Source organism: Desulfovibrio desulfuricans DSM 642 (genome assembly GCF_000420465.1).
Taxonomy (GTDB): Bacteria; Desulfobacterota; Desulfovibrionia; order Desulfovibrionales; family Desulfovibrionaceae; genus Desulfovibrio; species Desulfovibrio desulfuricans.
Genome location: NZ_ATUZ01000015.1, coordinates 186,385 through 203,115 on the forward strand (window position 1 = coordinate 186,385; position 16,731 = coordinate 203,115).

The following is a 16,731-nucleotide window of genomic DNA, read 5'->3' on the forward strand; positions in this document are numbered from 1 at the left end:
ATGATGAGCGTTGCTGACATGAAGGCCCTGCTGCACGCGCGGGGCAAGGATGTGGAAGCCTATCTGGCCACCTGCCTTGACGGCCGTGATATGCCGCAGAGGCTCAAGGATTCCATGCTGTACAGCCTGCAAGCCGGGGGCAAGCGTTTGCGCCCTGTTTTGTGCCTGAGCACCGCCGCCCTGTGCGGCCTTTCGCCACAGCGCAGCATGCCCTTTGCTGCCGCTATCGAGATGATTCACACCTATTCTCTCATCCATGACGACCTCCCCGCCATGGATAACGATGATCTGCGCCGGGGCAAGCCCTCGAACCACAAGGCTTTTGACGAAGCCACGGCCATACTGGCGGGCGATGGCCTGCTGACGGACGCCTTCATGGTCATGTGCCGTACCGCAGAGGCCCCTGACCGTGTGCTGGACGCCGTGGCCGAGCTTTCGCTGGCGGCAGGGTCTTCCGGCATGGTTGGCGGGCAGGAATGGGACATGATCTACACGGGCGCGGCGTCCATCACGCTTGAGCAGATGCGTGCCGTGCACGCCATGAAAACAGGGGCGCTGCTGCGGGCATCGTGCGTGTGCGGGGCCATCCTTGCCGGGGCGGAAACTCCCGCGCGCGAGGCCATTGCCGCCTACGGCGCGGCGCTTGGCGTGGCCTTTCAGATTGCGGACGACATCCTTGATGTTGTTTCCGACACTGAAACCCTGGGCAAACCTGCGGGCAGTGACGAGGAGCAGGGCAAAAGCACCTATCCCGCCCTGCTGGGGCTTGAAAAAAGCCGTGAACTGGCGCGCGCGCAGGCTCAGGCCGCGCAGGACGCGCTGGCCCCGTTTGACGGGCAGGAAGCGGATTTTCTGCGCGCATTGGCCGACTACACGGTAACGAGGGCGGCCTAAATGGACATCACAGAGAGCCCATTGCTGGATGCTGTCAGCAGCCCGGCGCAACTGAACAAATATTCTGACGCCCAGCTTGCCCAACTGGCTGGCGAGGTGCGCAGCCGCATCATTGAAACCGTCTCCCGCAACGGCGGGCACCTTGCGCCCTCGCTGGGCGTGGTTGAGCTGACGCTGGCCCTGCTGGCGACCTTTAATGTGGAGCACGACAAGCTCATCTGGGACGTGGGGCATCAGGCCTACGCCTACAAGCTGCTGACAGGGCGCGCCAAGAATTTTCATACTCTACGGTCTTTTGGTGGCATTTCAGGCTTTCCGCGCATGGCAGAAAGCCCGTACGACCATTTCGGCGTGGGGCATTCCTCCACTTCCATTTCTGCTGCCCTGGGTATGGCCCTGGCCCGCGATCTTTCCTGTCTCAAGCACCACGTGCTGGCCGTTATCGGCGATGGCTCGCTGACGGCGGGCGAAGCCTTTGAGGGTCTGAACCTCGCGGGCCACATGGGGCGGCGGCTCATTGTGGTGCTCAACGACAATGAAATGTCCATTTCGCCCAATGTGGGCGCGCTTTCGCTGTTTTTGAGCCGCACACTTTCACAGCGCTGGGTGCGGCAAACCCGCAAGGAAGTGCTCAATTTCCTGCGTTCCATTCCGCGCATCGGCCAAAAGCTGGCCGTATACGCCATGCGCGGCGAATGGAGCTTCAAGTCGTTCTTTACGCCGGGCATGCTGTTTGAGGCTTTTCGCTTCAACTACATCGGCCCGGTGGATGGGCACGACATCACAAGCCTGCGCCGCCATCTGGAAATGGCCGCCGCCATCGAGGACGGCCCGGTGCTGCTGCATGTGCGCACCCAGAAGGGCAAGGGCTACGGCCCGGCGGAAAAAAATCCCACCCTGTACCACGGCATCGGCCTGTTCACGCCAGAAACCGGGCAGCCTGTGGCTTCCACAGCCAAGCTGCCCTCGTTCACCACGGTGTTCAGCAATACGCTGACCGAGCTTGCCGAGCATAACGACAAGATCATTGCCATCACGGCGGCCATGCCCGAAGGCACAGGCACGGACAAGTTCCGCGCGCGCTTCCCCGACCGTTTTGTGGATGTGGGCATTTGCGAGCAGCACGCCGTGACCTTTGCTGCGGGCCTTGCCAGTCAGGGCTATCGGCCCGCGCTGGCCGTGTATTCCACCTTTTTGCAGCGCTCGTACGATCAGGTTGTGCACGATGTATGCCTGCAAAACCTGCCCGTTACCTTCTGCGTGGACCGCGCAGGCCTTGTGGGCGAAGATGGCGCGACCCACCATGGCGCTTTTGATATCGCCTACCTGCGGCACATCCCCAATATAGCCATGCTGGCCCCGCGCGATGAAAATCTGCTGCGCCATAGCCTGCACACGGCTTTGTGCCATCCCGGCCCTTGCGCCCTGCGGTATCCGCGCGGCAGCGCCTTTGGCGTTGCCCCTGACGGCGCGCCCCGGCTGCTGACCCCAGGCAGGGGCGAAGTGCTGCAACAGGGCGAAGGCCTTGCGGTGATAGCCGTGGGCAACCGCGCGCATCCGGCGCTGGAAGCTGCGGCCATGGTGGAGCGTCAGACAGGGGTGAAACCCTTTGTGTTCGACCCGGTCTGGATCAAACCCTTGCCGGAAGAACAACTGGCCGAAATCGCCCAAACCTTTGACCGTATTCTTATGGTGGAAGAAGGCGTGCTGGCTGGCGGTTTTTCATCCGCAGTGCTGGAATTCTGGAATGACCGTGGCCTCATGCGCGGCCAGCGCATCAAACGCCTTGGCCTGCCCGACCATTTTGTGGAGCACGGCAGCCAGTTGCGCCTGCGCGAGCTTGTGGGCCTGCGCACCAACAATATCGCCGAGGCCATGCTGGAGCTTCTGGGAAAAAAATAGGCTGATAGAAATCTTGAAAATAAAACTGCCGGGATTTTGATGCATCAAAATCCCGGCAGTTTTGTATTTTGTGGGAGAAAAACTAATTTGCGGCAGTGCGTCCTATGCTTGCTGGATCAGAATGGAAGTATTCCGCCCTACGCGTTCTAGTCTGGCTGAATATCGTATTGCTCCAGCTTGTCCCACACGGCGCTGATAATCAGGGCCATAACGGCAGCAAGGCGGGCCTTTGCGTGGTCGTCCGGCGGGGTGGCCTGGCCGTGCAGGTTGGCGGCCTGCACCGCAAGGCGCTGGCAGAACAGTTCCGGGCAGCGAACCTGCTGTTCCTGCGCGAGCAGGGGCATGTATTCGGCAAAAGGGCCGTCCACAAAGGCATTAAGGGCTGCGTTGACCGCTTTTTCGTCCGCGCTGTCAAAATCATTGCTGGCTGCGGCCAGCAGATTGCCCGTCTGGCGCAGATAGGCCAAAAATACGGTATTGGGCGCGTGGTGCATGATAGCGGCCGTAACCACCGCATGCACAAAGGCCCGCCACTCCGCGCAGAACATATCCGCACCGGGGCCTGACAGATATTCATCGGGCATCTGCGCGCCGCTGGCCATATTGATGATGTCGGCGGTCTTGCTGTTGAGTTGAAACAGAATACAGGCCGCTTCCACACCCTGAGCCGCGCTGAGCCGTTTTTTGGACATCAGGCCTCTTCCTCTAGCGGGTTTTGCGCGCAGGCTGCCTGCGCCTCGGCATAGGCGGCGTAACCCGCAGCGCGCAGGCGGCAGGCAGGGCAGTCGCCGCAGCCATAGCCCCAGGGGTAGCGCTGCCCGCGCTGGCCCATGTAGCAGGTGTGGCTTTCTTCCACAATCAGGTTCACCAGCGCATCGCCGCCAAGGCTGCGGGCCAGCATCCAGGCGTCTTTTTTGCTGCACCACATGAGCGGCGTGTGTAGCGTAAAATTGGCGTCCATGCCGCTGTTAATGGCAACCTGCATGGCCTTGATGCTGTCGTCCCGGCAGTCGGGATAGCCGGAGTAATCGCTCTGGCAGACGCCCAGCACCATGTGACGGATTTCCTTGGCATAGGCCCAGGCAGCGGCGTGCAGAATAAATATGAGGTTGCGGCCAGGCACAAAGGTGTTGGGCAGGCCGTTGGCGCAGTGTTCTTCAATGGGCGCGTCAGAGGTCAGAGCCGTGTCTGCCAGCTGGCGGAAAATATCGAGATTGAGCAGGGTGTCCGGCCCCATGCGTTGCGCCCATTGCGGGTTGAGGGCGACAATGCCCTCGCGCACGCGCTTGCGGCAGTCAAGCTCCACAGAGTGACGCTGCCCGTAGTCAAAGCCCAGGGTCAGCACACGTTTGAAGCGGCTGAGCGCCCATGCGAGGCAGGTGGCGGAATCCTGCCCGCCGGAAAATATGACAAGAGCCTGTTGTTCAAGCAGGGGAGAAGTGGTGTTCATTTTACTTGCGGCCAGAAGTTGCAGGGACGCGCCGGGGCGTAGCCAGCCATAAAGGCATCCATGAGCGTGCCGAAAAACACGCGGTTGCGGGGCTTTATGTGCTGTACTTCAGCGCAGTCAGTGGGGAAAAAGCGCATGGATTCACGATTGCCCAGATAGGTCTTTTTGGCGGCGGGCAGGGTGAGCAAATGCGCCCACATGCCGCGCCGGGCGGCAATGGCTTCGTGCTGGAGTTTGCGCAGCCTTTCCTGAAAATGGGGATTAAGGTCGTTGTGCGGATACACAAAGGCCGCACCGTTGCGAACCATGGTGTCGGACAGAGAGTGCCCGTCAGGCAGAATGACATCGGCCACCACGCGTCCGTAATGATCCTTGCCCTTAACATCCACAGCCACAAGGCGCACATCCTTGCCCTGAGCCAGTTTGGTGAGCTGGTCAAAGGCCTCGCGGGCGTAGTACTGGGGCTTTTGCTTGCCCCGATCCATTTCAGGGGCGTCAATGCCAGCAAGGCGCACTGTGCGCCTGTCAGTGAGCTTTAACGTGTCGCCGTCAAAACATTTGGCGACCTTGCCCTGCGGATTGGGCAGAGGCTCTGCCGCAGGCGCAGCGCCAGCAACACGTGTCAGTGCCAGCAGACACAGAAGAATCAGCGCAAAGACATGCGCTGTAGTATGATTTTTGCCGCCCGAAAAATTGGGCCAGCGGAAAAGCTGTTGCATGTGGCTCAGCATGGGTGCGGTGCTCGTCCGTTGCTGTCAGTGTGGCGGAAGGGTCAATGGAATAATGACCGTGCAAGCCCGGCAGGTCAACCCGCCGGGCTTGCACAATGAATCAGTTTTCGTAGTAGGAGCGCAGGGGCTGGCTGCGAACGGGGTGGCGGAGCTTGCGCAGGGCCTTGGCCTCGATCTGCCGGATGCGTTCGCGCGTGACGTTGAAGAGCTTGCCCACTTCTTCAAGGGTGTGGTCGCTCTTTTCTGCAATGCCAAAGCGTTTGCGCAGCACCTGTTCTTCGCGCGGGGTAAGGTCGGCCAGCACGGCGGCAAGCTGCTCGGACAGCTTGGTATTGATGACTTCTTCAGCCGGTGCAACGGCCTTTTTGTCTTCAATAAAGTCGCCGAGGCTCGAATCTTCTTCGTCGCCAATGGGCGTCTCAAGCGAGATGGGCTCCTTGGCGATCTTGAGCACTTTTTTGACCTTTTCCACCGGGTATTCCATACGCTCGGCGATTTCCTCGGGCGTGGGGTCGCGCCCCAGCTCCTGCACAAGGTAACGTGAGGTGCGGATAAGCTTGTTGATGGTTTCGATCATGTGCACGGGAATGCGGATGGTGCGGGCCTGATCTGCAATGGCGCGGGTAATGGCCTGACGGATCCACCACGTGGCATAGGTCGAAAACTTGTAACCGCGCTGATATTCAAACTTGTCCACGGCCTTCATCAGGCCGATGTTGCCTTCCTGAATAAGGTCAAGAAACTGGAGGCCGCGGTTGGTGTACTTTTTGGCAATGGAAACAACCAGGCGCAGGTTGGAGCGGATCAGCTCCTGCTTGGCGCGCATGGCGGCGGTGTTGCCGCGCTTGATGCGCCACAGCACTTCTTCAAGATCAGTGACGTTATGGCAGCACTTTTCCTGGAGGCGGCTGAGAATTTCGATCTTGCCGATGATCATTTCCTTGAACGAAAACAGCTCGTCCACGCTCAGCTTGAGGTCGCGGGCCGCATCGTTGGGGTTGACCTCGCGCTTTTCAAGGCCGTCAAACATGGCCTGAATTTCCGCCTGGGTGCGCCCGGTGGAAAGGATGTAGGCCGACAGGTCGCGCTGGCAGTTGTGCATCTGGCGCACATAGTCCTCGACCGTTTCAATGATGCGGTCGATGAGCGTTTTTTCCAGCTTGATGTCGCGCAGGCGGGTGACGATTTCATCCTTGAAGCTGATGATTTCTTTCTGCACTGCGGTAACGCGGCGATCCATGCAGGCGCAGGCGTCCAGCTTTTTGTAAATTTTGCGTTTCTTCTTGAAGGTCTGCTTGATTTCGTCCAGCAGCAGAATAACGCGGGTGCGCTGGTTCATTTCGTCTTCGCTGGGGTCGTCTTCTTCAATGGTTTTGACCACGTCCTTCAGTTTGACGCGGTTCTGGCGCAGGTCTTCGCCCACATTGATGAGTTCTTCAACGGCCACAGGTACTTCAACCAGAGCGTAAAGCACGTCCTGTTCGCCCATTTCGATCTTTTTGGCGATAACAACTTCGCCATCGCGGTCGAGCAGGGGCACGGCGCCCATTTCGCGCAGGTACATGCGCACAGGATCGGTGCTGCGCGAGGAATAGTCCGCTGTGTCCTCGTCTTCAGTCAGATCCAGCGATCCTTCGGTAATATCTTCGTCAGTCTCGGTGGCGGCGGCGGAAATCTTTTTTCCGTCCTTTTCCGAATCCACAATGACAATTTCGAGCTGTTCAAAGATGCCGATGATTTCCTCAAATTGCTCCGGCGTGCTCATTTCAACAGGCAGAGCCTTGTTGACCTCTTCAAAGGTCAGAAAGCCCGCGCCCTTGCCTTTGGCAATAAGGGACTGTATCTGCTGGATATCTTTAAGATTGCTCATGCCCTTTCTCCAAGGTTTCCTTAAGTGCGCGAAGATAATCCAAATCAGCTTCAAAGTCACCTATGCCTGTATTGGCCCGCATGGCAGCGGACAGGGAGGAGGCCTGAGCTGAGGCATAGTATTGATCTAACGACTGTCGCAAAAATTCCAATTCTTTTTCGCCATTGTCGCACGGTGCGGCAGTTGGCCCGCGACACTCACACCAGAAGCTTTTTTCTCGTTCGTCTAAGTGATGAAAAACATCCTCGGGGCCGTGGGTTTCTATCTTGTCCCAGAGCCTCCTGGCGATTTCAGACCTCAAGGCAAGGTCTGCCCCTATTTCCTGCATATCGCGCAGACGGTGGGGATACCGCACGGCAAACATCATTATTTGTCTGTCGCGTATGTTCTGGCGCGTCCGCGAGGCGGAGACCCCCTGTCGCTGGCTGTCTTTGCGTTGCCCCCGCGCCCCGGCAATGCCCTCGCGCAGGTCGGCTTCCGAAAGCTGCAAATGTGCCGCCAGCCGCGAAATGTAAGGGCTGATCAGCTCTGGAATATCCAGCTGGCGCAAAAAATTGCGTGCCCATTCCACTGTTTCGCGCGGGGCCAGGGCCTTGAGCACGTCTACGCAAAAGCGCAGACCGTCCGGGGCCTGTGCCTGCAATGCCTCAAAAGCCTCGGGGCCAGCGCCGCGCAGCAAACTGTCTATGTCTTCACCTTCGGGCATGATCACCACGCTGCACGAAAGGCCGCGCGTGAGCAGCATTTCGCACGAGCGCAAGGCTGCCTTGCGTCCGGCGCGGTCGCCGTCAAACAGCAGGGTCATTTGCGATGCAAAGCCCGAAAGGCGTTTTATCTGTTCAGGCGTCAGGGCCGTACCCAGCACGCCAACGGCATTGTCGTAGCCGAACTGGTGCAGGGTGAGCACGTCCATGTAGCCTTCTGTCAACATGGCGCGGCCCTTGGTCACAATGCCGCGCCGCGCCTGCGCCAGCCCGTAAAGGTGCTCGCCCTTCTTGTAGAGGGGCGTGTCGGCGCTGTTGATGTACTTGGCTTCTTCCTCATCGGCGATAATGCGCCCGCCAAAGGCGATTATCTGGTTGGAAAGGCTCTTGATAGGGAATATAAGCCGCCCGCGAAACCTGTCGTAGGGTCGCCCGCTGCTCGCCTGTCCTACAAGGCCAGCCTCTGCGGCCATGCGCATATCAAAGCCCGCACGGCGCAGGGCATCAGCCAGCGACTGCCATTCGCGTCTGGCCCAGCCAAGGCCAAAGCGCTGCACTATCTCATCGCTCAAATCGCGTTTTTCTATATACCGCCTGCACTCTTCTGCCTCGGGGCTTTGCAGGGCCGAGGCAAAATGGCCTGCCGCAAGCTCGTACATGCGCAGCATCTGCTGCCGCGCCGAGCGCTGCTTGCGTTCCTGCCCATCCCGCTGGGGATCGCGTGGGCCGCGGTCAATGGTAATGCCAGCTTCCGCCGCCAGCTGTTCAAGTGTTTCCTTAAACTCCAGCCCGTTGATGCGGCTGTAAAAATCAAAAATATCGCCCGAGGCGTGGCAGCCGAAACAGTAAAAAAGCCCCTGATCTTCGTTGACGGAAAAGGACGGCTTGGTTTCCTGATGGAATGGGCAGGGTGCCACCCAGCGCGGCCCGTTGCGCTTCAGCTCAACATAGCGGCGCACCACGTCAACGATATTCAGGCGCTCTTTAATGGCGCGGATTGCGTCCTTGGACTGCATGGGTCACACGCCCGTAATTAGCGAAAGGTTACTATGGTCATGCCGTCGCCGCCCCGGTCTTCCGGTGCAAGGACAAACTGCCCCACAGCCGGGAAACTCCGCAAAAAATCATGCACCTGACGGCGCAGCGCGCCCGTTCCCCTGCCGTGTACCACTTCCACCTCAGAAAATCCTGCCAGCAAGGCCTTGTCCATAAAGCGCTCCAGCTCGGCCAGCGCCACATCCGCTCGCATGCCGCGCATGTCAAGGCGCAGGGATGCGGCCTCGTCACTGGCGGATGTGCGTCCCACAACGCCCCTGAGGGCGCCTTTGGAGGGGCTTGGCGCTGCCTGGCCCGGCACGCGCAGGGCCTTCATTTCTGCCCAGAGGTTCACGCCGTTCATTTCCAGCCGCACACGCCCGCGCCGTTCGTCCACATCTGTGATGACGCCGCGCTTGTTGAATACGGTGTGCAGCACCTCCTGCCCGGTTGCAAAGCTCTGGGGCTGGGGCAGCACGGATGCGCCTTCCGCAGTTTCATCCTGCGCGGGAGCCAGCGAGGCCCGCAGGCGCGACATTTCCTTGAGCGCCTGCTTGTGGGTGGCGCGGCCTTCCTTCCAGGCGCGCATGAGGTCGCCAGCCTGGGCGCGAACCTCGTCATGCAGGCGGAGGCGTTCCTTCTCAAGCTTTTCGCGCAGATCCTGCGTCTGGCGGCGGGTTTTATCCTGCTCGCGCTTTAGTTCCGCCAGTTCTTCCTCCCGCTTTGCGGCCAGGTCATTGAGCCTGCCAAGCAGGGCCGTGGCGTCCTGCCCGTCCTGCAAAAGGTAATGCTCCGCCCTGCGCACAATGCTTTCGGCAAGGCCGTGCTCGCGCGCCACATCCAGTGCCTGACTGGCCCCGACCTGATCGTAAGCAAGCCGGAACAAAGGCTTTTTGCTTTGGGGATCAAAGAGCATGGAGGCCGCGCGAGCGCCTTCGCGCGTGAGGGCATAGCTTTTGAGCGCGGGAAAATGCGTTGCCGACAGAACAAAGGTATGTTTGTCCAGCAATTCGTCAAGTACGGCCTGAGCAAGGGCAGCGCCCTGGGCCGGGTCTGTGCCTGCGCCAAATTCGTCAAGCAGCACAAGGCTGCTGGCGTCAAGGTGCTTCCATGCCTTGGCAAGGTGCTCGATCTGGGCTGTGAAGGTAGACACGTTGTCCGCAAGGCTCTGCTCGTCACCGATAAAGGCATCCAGCCTGCTGAACCAGAGCAGGTGCGAACCCGCGCCCACTGGCACGGGCAGGCCGCTCAGGGTCATGGCCGCAATGAGGCCAAGCGTCTTGAGGCATACGGTTTTGCCGCCCGCATTGCCGCCGGTGATGACCAGAGCGCGCTCGCCGGGGCGCAGCACGATATCCAGAGGCCGCACCTTGCTGTGGGCAGCGGCGGCGGCCTTGGAGCCATCCTTGCCGGATTCTGCCACGCGGTTGAGCATGAGCAGGGGGTGGCGGGCATCAAGAAGCTGAATGCCCTCCGCCACGGGGGTGAGGGGCAGTGGGCGGCCGTCAAAAAGGGCGGCAAGCCTGCGCTTGGCCTGCAAAACATCAAGTTGTGCCAGCAGTTCAAGGGCTGCGCGCGCGCCGGGCAGTTCCGCTTCAAGCAGGCTGCGCAGATAGACCAGAACCTTGCGTTCTTCTTCGCGTTCTTCGCGCTTCAGTTCCTGAAGGCGGTTGTTGATCTCCACCAGAAACATGGGTTCAAAGTAGCAGGTCTCGCCCGTTTGCGACCAGTCGTGGATGATGCCCTGCATGCGGCCCTTGAAGTTGGCCTTGAGGGGCAGCACGTAACGGTCGGACGAGAGGGTCATGAACTCGTCTTGCAGATAGGCCAGCATGTTGTACTGCTGGGCAAAATCCTTGACCTTGCGCATGCAGCTCTGGTGCAGGCGGCGCAGTTCGCCGCGCAGGCGGTACAGCTCCGGCGAGCTTTCATCGCGCAGCAGGCCATCGTCAGAAATGCAGCGCAAAAGGGCCGCAGTGAGCTGAACCGGCAGGGGAGAGCCATCGGCCATGGCCATCAGGTGCGGCCAGCGGGTGGCGGCTTCGGGCTGGGCAATGGATGCGTGGGCGTCTCTGGCAAGGCGCAGCACCTCGCGCAGTGCCCAGAAGGCGTCCACATCGGGCTGAAAAGTTTGGGAGCGGCTGGTGGCCGCAGCGCGCAGCATGCCGCTGACATCGGGGAAGGAACAGACGCAGAAAACAGCGCCGCCTGCGGCAGGGCGGCTGGCCCAGTCGGCGGCTTCCTCATAGATGCGCGCGGCAAGCGTTACAGCCTCTGCATCGTCAAGGGGGGCAATGGCCCTGGCGCATTCCCGGCCAACGCCGGAAAGGCACAATTCCGAAAGGTGGTCTGTAATGCGGTGAAATTCAAGGGCGTTGAGCGTGCGGGCGTGAATCATGCGTGAACTGCCTTAAAGCATTGGGTTTGCGCGCAAAAAACGGCGCTTGCCCGTGGTGCGGAAAAAACATCGTGAGCCGTCGGGCAGCATGCCCTTGCGCAGCAGTAAAGCTACCCGGCAAGCGCAGCTGTAGCGCTTTCGGGCTGTCGCCCAAGGGGCGAAAGTGAGCTGCTCAAGGCTTTTTGCTCCAAAACGTGGCGACTCCCGCAAGATTGCATGCCAACTCAAAACGGGACACTGAAACGGGGGTTTTCCCCAGGTGGAAATGCGCCTGAAGCTACGGCTGGAGGCGTTTTTTGACAGCTTCCGAAAGAGCCTTGCCGTCTACACGGCCTTTGTGGCCCGCCATGATGGCAGAAATGACCTTGCCCATCTCCTTGGGGGAAGTTGCGCCCACTTCGGCCACGGTGGCGTCAATAAGGGCTGCTAGTTCTTCTGCCGAGAGGGGTTTGGGCAGGTATTCCTTGAGAATGACAAGCTCCGCCGCTTCCTTGTCGGCCAGGTCAGTGCGGTTTGCTGCCGTGAACTGGTCGATGGAATCCTGCCGCTGCTTGCCTTCCTTGATGATGATATCAAGCATTTCTTCGTCGGCAAGGCTGCCGCCGGGGCGCTTGAGTTCCACCAGGCGATTCTTCACCGCCGTCTTGAGAAGGCGCAGCACGGTAAGGCGCACACTGTCCTTGGCTTTGTAGGCTTTGATATAGTCAACGTCGATCTGCTCAAAAAGCGTGGTGGTGACAGTCATGGCGGTGGTGGGGTGGAGGGTGGAGAAAAGCAGAAAACGCGGGAAGCCCGAGGGGCCTCCCGCATAACTGGCCGAATGAACGGAGCGATGGCTTTGCATCGCCCGGCCTGCCGTTTGCCGGGCAATGCCCTGCAAAGCGGCGCAAGGCATTGCTGCCTAGGCCATGTTCATCTTCCTGATTTTTTTCAACAGCCGCTTCCGGGCGGCGGCCTTCTTCTTTTTACGCATAACGCTGGGCTTTTCGTAGTGCTGGCGTTTCTTCATTTCAGAAAGAACGCCCGCCTTTTCTACCTGCTTCTTAAAGCGGCGCAGTGCGATGTCGAAGTTATAGTCGTCGTCGTTAAGAAAAACTCCGGGCAAGAAAATCACCCCCTTCGGCGGTGGGGCACAGCTCTAGACCGTGGCCCGCAAAATATGAACTACTCTTTTAGCCCGCACTTTAGAAAAAGGCAAGCCTCAAGTGCGGGAAAATGAATATTTTCCGCAAAAGGTGGCAGCTTTTCAAACTTTTGATTCCCAGCGGCAATGCAGAGGAGTCTCTTCAGGGTGCATCGGGTGCACCGCTGACGAGGTGTTCTTTGCCTTGCCGCTGGGCAAAAGCAGTCGACAACAGCCTTGCGGCTGCTGGCGTAAATCAAAAAGCCGCTATGCCAGAGCATAACGGCTCAAGCTTAATTCAGGGAGTCCTTAAGCATTTTGCCGGGACGGAATTTGAGAATTTTGCAGGCGGGAATGGTCAGCGTATCGCCGGTGCGCGGGTTGCGCCCCTGGCGAGCTTTGCGGGTTTCTACCGCAAAGGTGCCAAAACCCGTGAGGGTCAGTTTGGACTCTTTTACAAGAGCGTCTTCCACAGAAGCAAGAAAAGCATTGAGGGCACGCTCGGCGGCAGCCTTGGTCAGGTTTGCCTTGGCGGCGATTTTTTCAACCAGATCAGCTTTAGTCATCAGCACATCCTCCTGAAAATTCCCCGGCTTGAGTTGTTCTGCCAGCAAGCTCAGGCGGCAAATGCCGCCAAGCGTTACGTTTTAAAAGACAGTGCGTAAACTCAAAACTTTTTATGCATTATTGTCAAGCTGATCGGCCCAAAAAGCGGCTAGAGCCTGAAAATCTTTGTTGGCAAGGGCTTCAGGCCGCAGGCTTGGGTCGATGCCTGTCTTTTCCAGCGCGGCCTCAAGCCCCGGCTGACCGCTACGTCTGAAAACGCCGCCAAGCTGTTTGCGGCGCTGCTGAAAACACACGCGCAAGAGCCTCGCCAGAATCTCGGGGTGGGCTGGTCTGCGTTCCGACGGGAGCGGATCAAAAGAAAGCACGGCAGAATCCACCTTGGGCGGCGGGCTGAAAGCCCCCGGCCCCACAATAAATTCCATGCGCGGGCGGGCGTAGCTTTGCACCCAGACCGAAAGCGCGCCATAGTGATTGGTGTTGGGCTGGGCAGCCAGCCTCTGTCCCACCTCTTTTTGCACCATAAAGGCAGCGCGCTGCCAGCCCGTTGCGCGCGAAACAATGTCCCATATGAGGGGCGAGGCCACGTTGTAGGGCAGGTTGCCTATGATTTTCCAAGGTTTTTCGGGCGTGATGCGCCGCCAGTCAAAGCGCAGGGCATCGGTCAGCACCGCCTGGGTGCGGGCCTCGCCAAGACGCTGGCGCTCAGCCGCCCAATGGCGATCTTTTTCAAGCAGCAGCAGGCGGGCGTGAGGCTGCTCCTCAATGGCGCGGGTGAGCGCGCCGGGGCCGGGGCCGATCTCAAGCACCATGTCTTCGGGCTTGGGCAGCAGCAGCATGGCAATGCGGCGGCAGATGTCCTCGCGCTTCAAAAAGTGCTGGCCGAGGCTTTTTTTTGCGCGGGGCTGGCCGTGTGTGGATTCTTGGTGCTGCATGGTTCCTCAGGGCAGATCAAAGCGGTCAAAGGTCATTACCAGCCCGGCGCGGCCCTGTGTGGCCGAGCGCAGGGAGGTGGAAAAGCCGAACAGGCGGCGCAGGGGGGCTGTGCCGCGCAGGGTTTTGCGTCCGCCGTGGTCTTCCATATCCTCAACCTTGCCGCCACAGGTGGTGAACATGGTAATGGACGCACCAAGGAAGTCTTCCGGCACGGTAATTTCCACGCGCATCACAGGCTCCAGAACCACGGGAGTTGCCGCCGCCAGTGCCTCGCGCAGGGCTTGCCCGGCGGCCATGCGGCTACCGGGAACAGTTGTCAGGCCTTCCTGCCTGTCCACCGCAGTGAGGGTCACGGCCACATCTTCAATGGGGTAGCCTGTCAGATCGCCGCATTGCAGTGCATCGCGCACGCCTTCAAGGGCGGCGTCCAGATAGACCCTGGGCAGAATTTTGCGGGCTTCGGCGGCATCCTGCGGCAAAAAGTCGCCCACTTCAACCACATTGCCCGTGCCCCGGGCGCGTGGCGCAACACGCAGGGCCGCAGAGCCATGATGGCGCTCCTTGCCCATTTCGCGGTCAAAGACAGAGGCCACCTCGGCCTCCTTGCGCACGGTTTCGCGCAGCACAACCTGCGGATTGCCCGCGCGGGGGCTGATGCCGTATTCGCGCTGCATGCGCTCCAGCAGAACGTCCAGATGCAGCTCGCCCATGCCGGAAACCATGCGAGAGCCTGTGTCGTCGTCCAGCCGCGTCAGCAGGGTGGGGTCTTCTTCCGTATAGCGCGCGAGCGCTTCGTCCAGAATCTTGCCTTCGTCCGCATTGCGGGGCTCCAGCGCAAGGGTGATGACGGGCGCGTACGCATCAATGCTTTCCAGTGCAAGCTGCCGTTCGCGGGCGGTATAGGTTTCGCCCGTATGCCCGCGCAGGCCCACCACGACCACGATTTCGCCCGCCTCGGCGCATTCCACCTGCTCCCGCCTGTCGGCATGCGGACGGTAGATGCGGCCCAGGCGGTCATCCTTGCCGCTGGCGGTATTGCGCAGGCTTTCACCCTCGTGGATGCGGCCCGCGTACATGCGTACAAAGGCCAGCTTGCGGCCGTTTTCCATGAGCACTTTAAAAACCAGCGCCGCAGCGGGGGCATCTGGCGTTGCCTCCACAATGATTTCCCGACCATCGGCATCGTGCCCCACCGGGGCCGGAACATCAGCAGGCGAGGGCAGCAGGGCGCACACGGCATCAAGCACGGGTTGCACACCCATGTTGCGCAGGGCCGAGCCGCAGAAAACGGGCGTGAGCGTGCGGGCCAGCGTGGCGCGCCGCAGGGCCGCGTTGATGTCGGCCAGGGTGAAGGTGCCTTCCAGATAGGGTTCCACAAAGGCGTCATCCGCCTCGCCAAGCTTTTCCAGCAGAATTTCGCGCCAGGGGGCGGCGATGGCGGCTTCTTCTTCCGTAAAGGGCGCGTGGTGTACGGTCTGGCCCTGATCCGCCGGGTCAAAGGTCAGGCTTTGCTCGTTCACAAGATCAAGCACTGCGCGGAAATCTTCGCCCTGTCCAAGGGGGATGGTCACGGCAACGGCATTGGTTTGCAGGCGCTGGCGCATGGCCTCGAGCACTGCTTCAAAATCCGCGCCCAGGCGGTCTATCTTATTGATAAAGGCGATCTTGGGAACGTTGAAATCTTCCGACTGCCGCCACACGGTTTCCGACTGCGGTTCAACCCCGCCCACGGCGCAAAACACGCCCACGGCCCCGTCCAGCACGCGCAGGGCGCGTTCCACTTCAATGGTAAAGTCCACATGGCCGGGCGTGTCGATGAGGTTGATGGTATTTTCGCCCCACTGGCAGGTGGTGCAGGCCGACATGATGGTGATGCCGCGCTCCTGCTCCTCCGGCATGTAGTCCATGGTGGCCGAGCCGTTGTGCACCTCGCCCATACGGTGAATTTTGCGGCTGTAGAACAGCATGCGCTCGGAAAGCGTGGTCTTGCCCGCGTCGATATGGGCAATAATGCCTATGTTGCGGATATGCTTGATGCTGGGCATGGTTTTGCTCCCAAGGCGAGGTGTTTCTGAATGATTACGGCTTTTTCAGGCGCAGGGCAAGGCTGGCCGCCGCAGCTTCCCCATGCTGTGCGGGGAAGCAGGGCAGCCAGCCTGCAAAGAAGCCTTGGCGAAGATTCAATTGAGAACGCCCGATGACCTGGCGCGGTGCGTGGCGCGAATTTGCGACGGATTACAGCAGCCCGAATGCCTGCCGTTGCACGCGGAAGAAGTCGGGCGTGAGGCCGGGGTGCAGCCAGAAGCCCTCGCAGCCCGGCGTGAGCGCGGGCGCGCCACTGTAGGGGAATGGCCCGGTGCGGCGCTCGCGGCAATGCCCAAGGGCGGCCACGGGCGCAAGGTAGGTGGCGTCAGGGGTGAGGCGCAAGGAGGTATCGAGCGCTGTTTCCAGAGCCTCGGCCTGCGCAAAGGCCATCGCCTCAAGGTCAAAGGCTTCGGGCTTGGGCAGGCACAGGATGGGAGAGCGCCGCTCCTCGTAACAGGGCAGTTCCAGCGCCCGCGCCGCCGCGCCCACGCCGTCCAGCTCTCCCCTGTGCAGCAGCACCAGCCGCCCCGGCCCTGGCTGGGTTTCTTCCAGCAGGGTGCAGAGGCCAGCGCTGTCCAGAACAAAGATGTCTTCCACACCAGCCAGCTCCAGCGTGACCAGAGCATTCCTGCTGGGTGCGCCGCCCACGCACACGGCCCCCACAAGGGGCACGCCGCCAAGCAGGGCGGGCATGCAGGCTGCGGCAAGGCGGGCCGCAGCGGCGTATGCGGGCGTAAAGGCAATGACCGCCCAGGGCGCGGGGTGCGCGATGGAGCGCCGCCAGAAGCCCAGATGCGCGTTGCGCACCTCGTTGCGCTGGCTGGTGGTGGACTCGCCAAAGTGCATGTGGGCCAGAGCCAGCCCCGTTTTGATTGCGGCGCGCAGGGCGGCAGGCGTGGCCTCATAGGCCTCTGCGGCGAGGTCGTCGTCCAGCCGCGCGTCTTCGGCCCACTGGGGCCAGCACACGGCGGAGGGGGCTTCCGTCCCCATATCCTGCCGGTTTTCGGTATCAAAAATGGACATGGCGTTCGGCTCCGTT

At 60.6% G+C, this 16,731-nt stretch carries 14 protein-coding genes; 2 read left to right on the forward strand and 12 right to left on the reverse strand.

Annotated features, from left to right (window positions below; genetic code table 11):
- Positions 1-894, forward strand: coding sequence for a polyprenyl synthetase family protein (locus G449_RS0110640; protein ID WP_027180914.1), 894 nt, complete (start codon positions 1-3; stop codon positions 892-894).
- Positions 895-2,796 carry a 1-deoxy-D-xylulose-5-phosphate synthase gene (dxs, locus tag G449_RS0110645; protein WP_022659297.1) on the forward strand — a complete coding sequence of 634 codons (1,902 nt, stop codon included), beginning with the start codon at positions 895-897 and terminating at the stop codon, positions 2,794-2,796.
- Between the two features lie 146 nt (positions 2,797-2,942).
- Here the strand turns inward: dxs and G449_RS0110650 are convergent, their stop codons facing one another.
- The 12 genes from G449_RS0110650 to G449_RS16865 all read right to left on the reverse strand — a co-directional run bounded on the left by G449_RS0110650 (position 2,943) and on the right by G449_RS16865 (position 16,715).
- On the reverse strand, positions 2,943-3,488 hold the full coding sequence (locus tag G449_RS0110650; protein WP_022659298.1) for a hypothetical protein: 546 nt from the start codon (positions 3,486-3,488) through the stop codon (positions 2,943-2,945).
- Positions 3,488-4,246 carry a 7-cyano-7-deazaguanine synthase QueC gene (queC, locus tag G449_RS0110655; RefSeq protein WP_022659299.1) on the reverse strand — a complete coding sequence of 253 codons (759 nt, stop codon included), beginning with the start codon at positions 4,244-4,246 and terminating at the stop codon, positions 3,488-3,490. Before queC ends, G449_RS0110650 begins: the two co-directional genes overlap by 1 nt.
- A complete protein-coding gene (locus G449_RS0110660) occupies positions 4,243-4,965 on the reverse strand; it encodes a thermonuclease family protein (protein WP_051135441.1) in 723 nt (240 codons plus the stop codon). Before G449_RS0110660 ends, queC begins: the two co-directional genes overlap by 4 nt.
- A gap of 112 nt (positions 4,966-5,077) precedes the next feature.
- Complete coding sequence (rpoD, locus tag G449_RS0110665; RefSeq protein ID WP_022659301.1) at positions 5,078-6,847, reverse strand: RNA polymerase sigma factor RpoD; 1,770 nt, start codon at positions 6,845-6,847, stop codon at positions 5,078-5,080.
- Positions 6,834-8,567, reverse strand: coding sequence for a DNA primase (gene dnaG / locus G449_RS0110670; protein ID WP_022659302.1), 1,734 nt, complete (start codon positions 8,565-8,567; stop codon positions 6,834-6,836). Before dnaG ends, rpoD begins: the two co-directional genes overlap by 14 nt.
- A 17-nt stretch (positions 8,568-8,584) precedes the next feature.
- A complete protein-coding gene (locus tag G449_RS0110675) occupies positions 8,585-10,984 on the reverse strand; it encodes an endonuclease MutS2 (RefSeq protein WP_022659303.1) in 2,400 nt (799 codons plus the stop codon).
- A gap of 277 nt (positions 10,985-11,261) precedes the next feature.
- The gene (locus G449_RS0110680) at positions 11,262-11,729 is read right to left on the reverse strand and encodes a GatB/YqeY domain-containing protein (protein WP_027180917.1); all 468 of its coding nucleotides are present in this window, start codon (positions 11,727-11,729) and stop codon (positions 11,262-11,264) included.
- 156 nt (positions 11,730-11,885) lie between these two features.
- Positions 11,886-12,089 carry a 30S ribosomal protein S21 gene (gene rpsU / locus G449_RS0110685; protein ID WP_027180918.1) on the reverse strand — a complete coding sequence of 68 codons (204 nt, stop codon included), beginning with the start codon at positions 12,087-12,089 and terminating at the stop codon, positions 11,886-11,888.
- Between the two features lie 311 nt (positions 12,090-12,400).
- Positions 12,401-12,673 (reverse strand): HU family DNA-binding protein, encoded by a 273-nt coding sequence (locus tag G449_RS0110690; RefSeq protein WP_022659306.1) that lies wholly within the window; start codon positions 12,671-12,673, stop codon positions 12,401-12,403.
- Between the two features lie 111 nt (positions 12,674-12,784).
- Positions 12,785-13,606 (reverse strand): 16S rRNA (adenine(1518)-N(6)/adenine(1519)-N(6))-dimethyltransferase RsmA, encoded by an 822-nt coding sequence (gene rsmA, locus G449_RS0110695; RefSeq protein WP_022659307.1) that lies wholly within the window; start codon positions 13,604-13,606, stop codon positions 12,785-12,787.
- Positions 13,607-13,612: 6 nt separating this feature from the next.
- Entirely contained in the window at positions 13,613-15,652 is a 2,040-nt protein-coding gene (gene fusA / locus G449_RS0110700; protein ID WP_022659308.1) for an elongation factor G, read from the reverse strand.
- Positions 15,653-15,842: 190 nt separating this feature from the next.
- Positions 15,843-16,715 (reverse strand): hypothetical protein, encoded by an 873-nt coding sequence (locus tag G449_RS16865; protein WP_022659310.1) that lies wholly within the window; start codon positions 16,713-16,715, stop codon positions 15,843-15,845.
- Positions 16,716-16,731: the final 16 nt, after the last annotated feature.

What these genes read in the sequence shown, in the direction of transcription:
- queC (WP_022659299.1), bottom strand. Translation starts at nt 4,246, where the DNA reads ATGAACACCACTTCTCCCCTGCTTGAACAACAGGCTCTTGTCATATTT.
- dnaG (WP_022659302.1), bottom strand. Translation starts at nt 8,567, where the DNA reads ATGCAGTCCAAGGACGCAATCCGCGCCATTAAAGAGCGCCTGAATATC.
- G449_RS0110675 (WP_022659303.1), bottom strand. Translation starts at nt 10,984, where the DNA reads ATGATTCACGCCCGCACGCTCAACGCCCTTGAATTTCACCGCATTACA.
- G449_RS0110690 (WP_022659306.1), bottom strand. Translation starts at nt 12,673, where the DNA reads ATGACTAAAGCTGATCTGGTTGAAAAAATCGCCGCCAAGGCAAACCTG.
- G449_RS16865 (WP_022659310.1), bottom strand. Translation starts at nt 16,715, where the DNA reads ATGTCCATTTTTGATACCGAAAACCGGCAGGATATGGGGACGGAAGCC.
- G449_RS0110640 (WP_027180914.1), top strand. Translation starts at nt 1, where the DNA reads ATGATGAGCGTTGCTGACATGAAGGCCCTGCTGCACGCGCGGGGCAAG.
- G449_RS0110660 (WP_051135441.1), bottom strand. Translation starts at nt 4,965, where the DNA reads ATGCAACAGCTTTTCCGCTGGCCCAATTTTTCGGGCGGCAAAAATCAT.
- fusA (WP_022659308.1), bottom strand. Translation starts at nt 15,652, where the DNA reads ATGCCCAGCATCAAGCATATCCGCAACATAGGCATTATTGCCCATATC.
- G449_RS0110650 (WP_022659298.1), bottom strand. Translation starts at nt 3,488, where the DNA reads ATGTCCAAAAAACGGCTCAGCGCGGCTCAGGGTGTGGAAGCGGCCTGT.
- dxs (WP_022659297.1), top strand. Translation starts at nt 895, where the DNA reads ATGGACATCACAGAGAGCCCATTGCTGGATGCTGTCAGCAGCCCGGCG.
- rsmA (WP_022659307.1), bottom strand. Translation starts at nt 13,606, where the DNA reads ATGCAGCACCAAGAATCCACACACGGCCAGCCCCGCGCAAAAAAAAGC.
- rpoD (WP_022659301.1), bottom strand. Translation starts at nt 6,847, where the DNA reads ATGAGCAATCTTAAAGATATCCAGCAGATACAGTCCCTTATTGCCAAA.
- G449_RS0110680 (WP_027180917.1), bottom strand. Translation starts at nt 11,729, where the DNA reads ATGACTGTCACCACCACGCTTTTTGAGCAGATCGACGTTGACTATATC.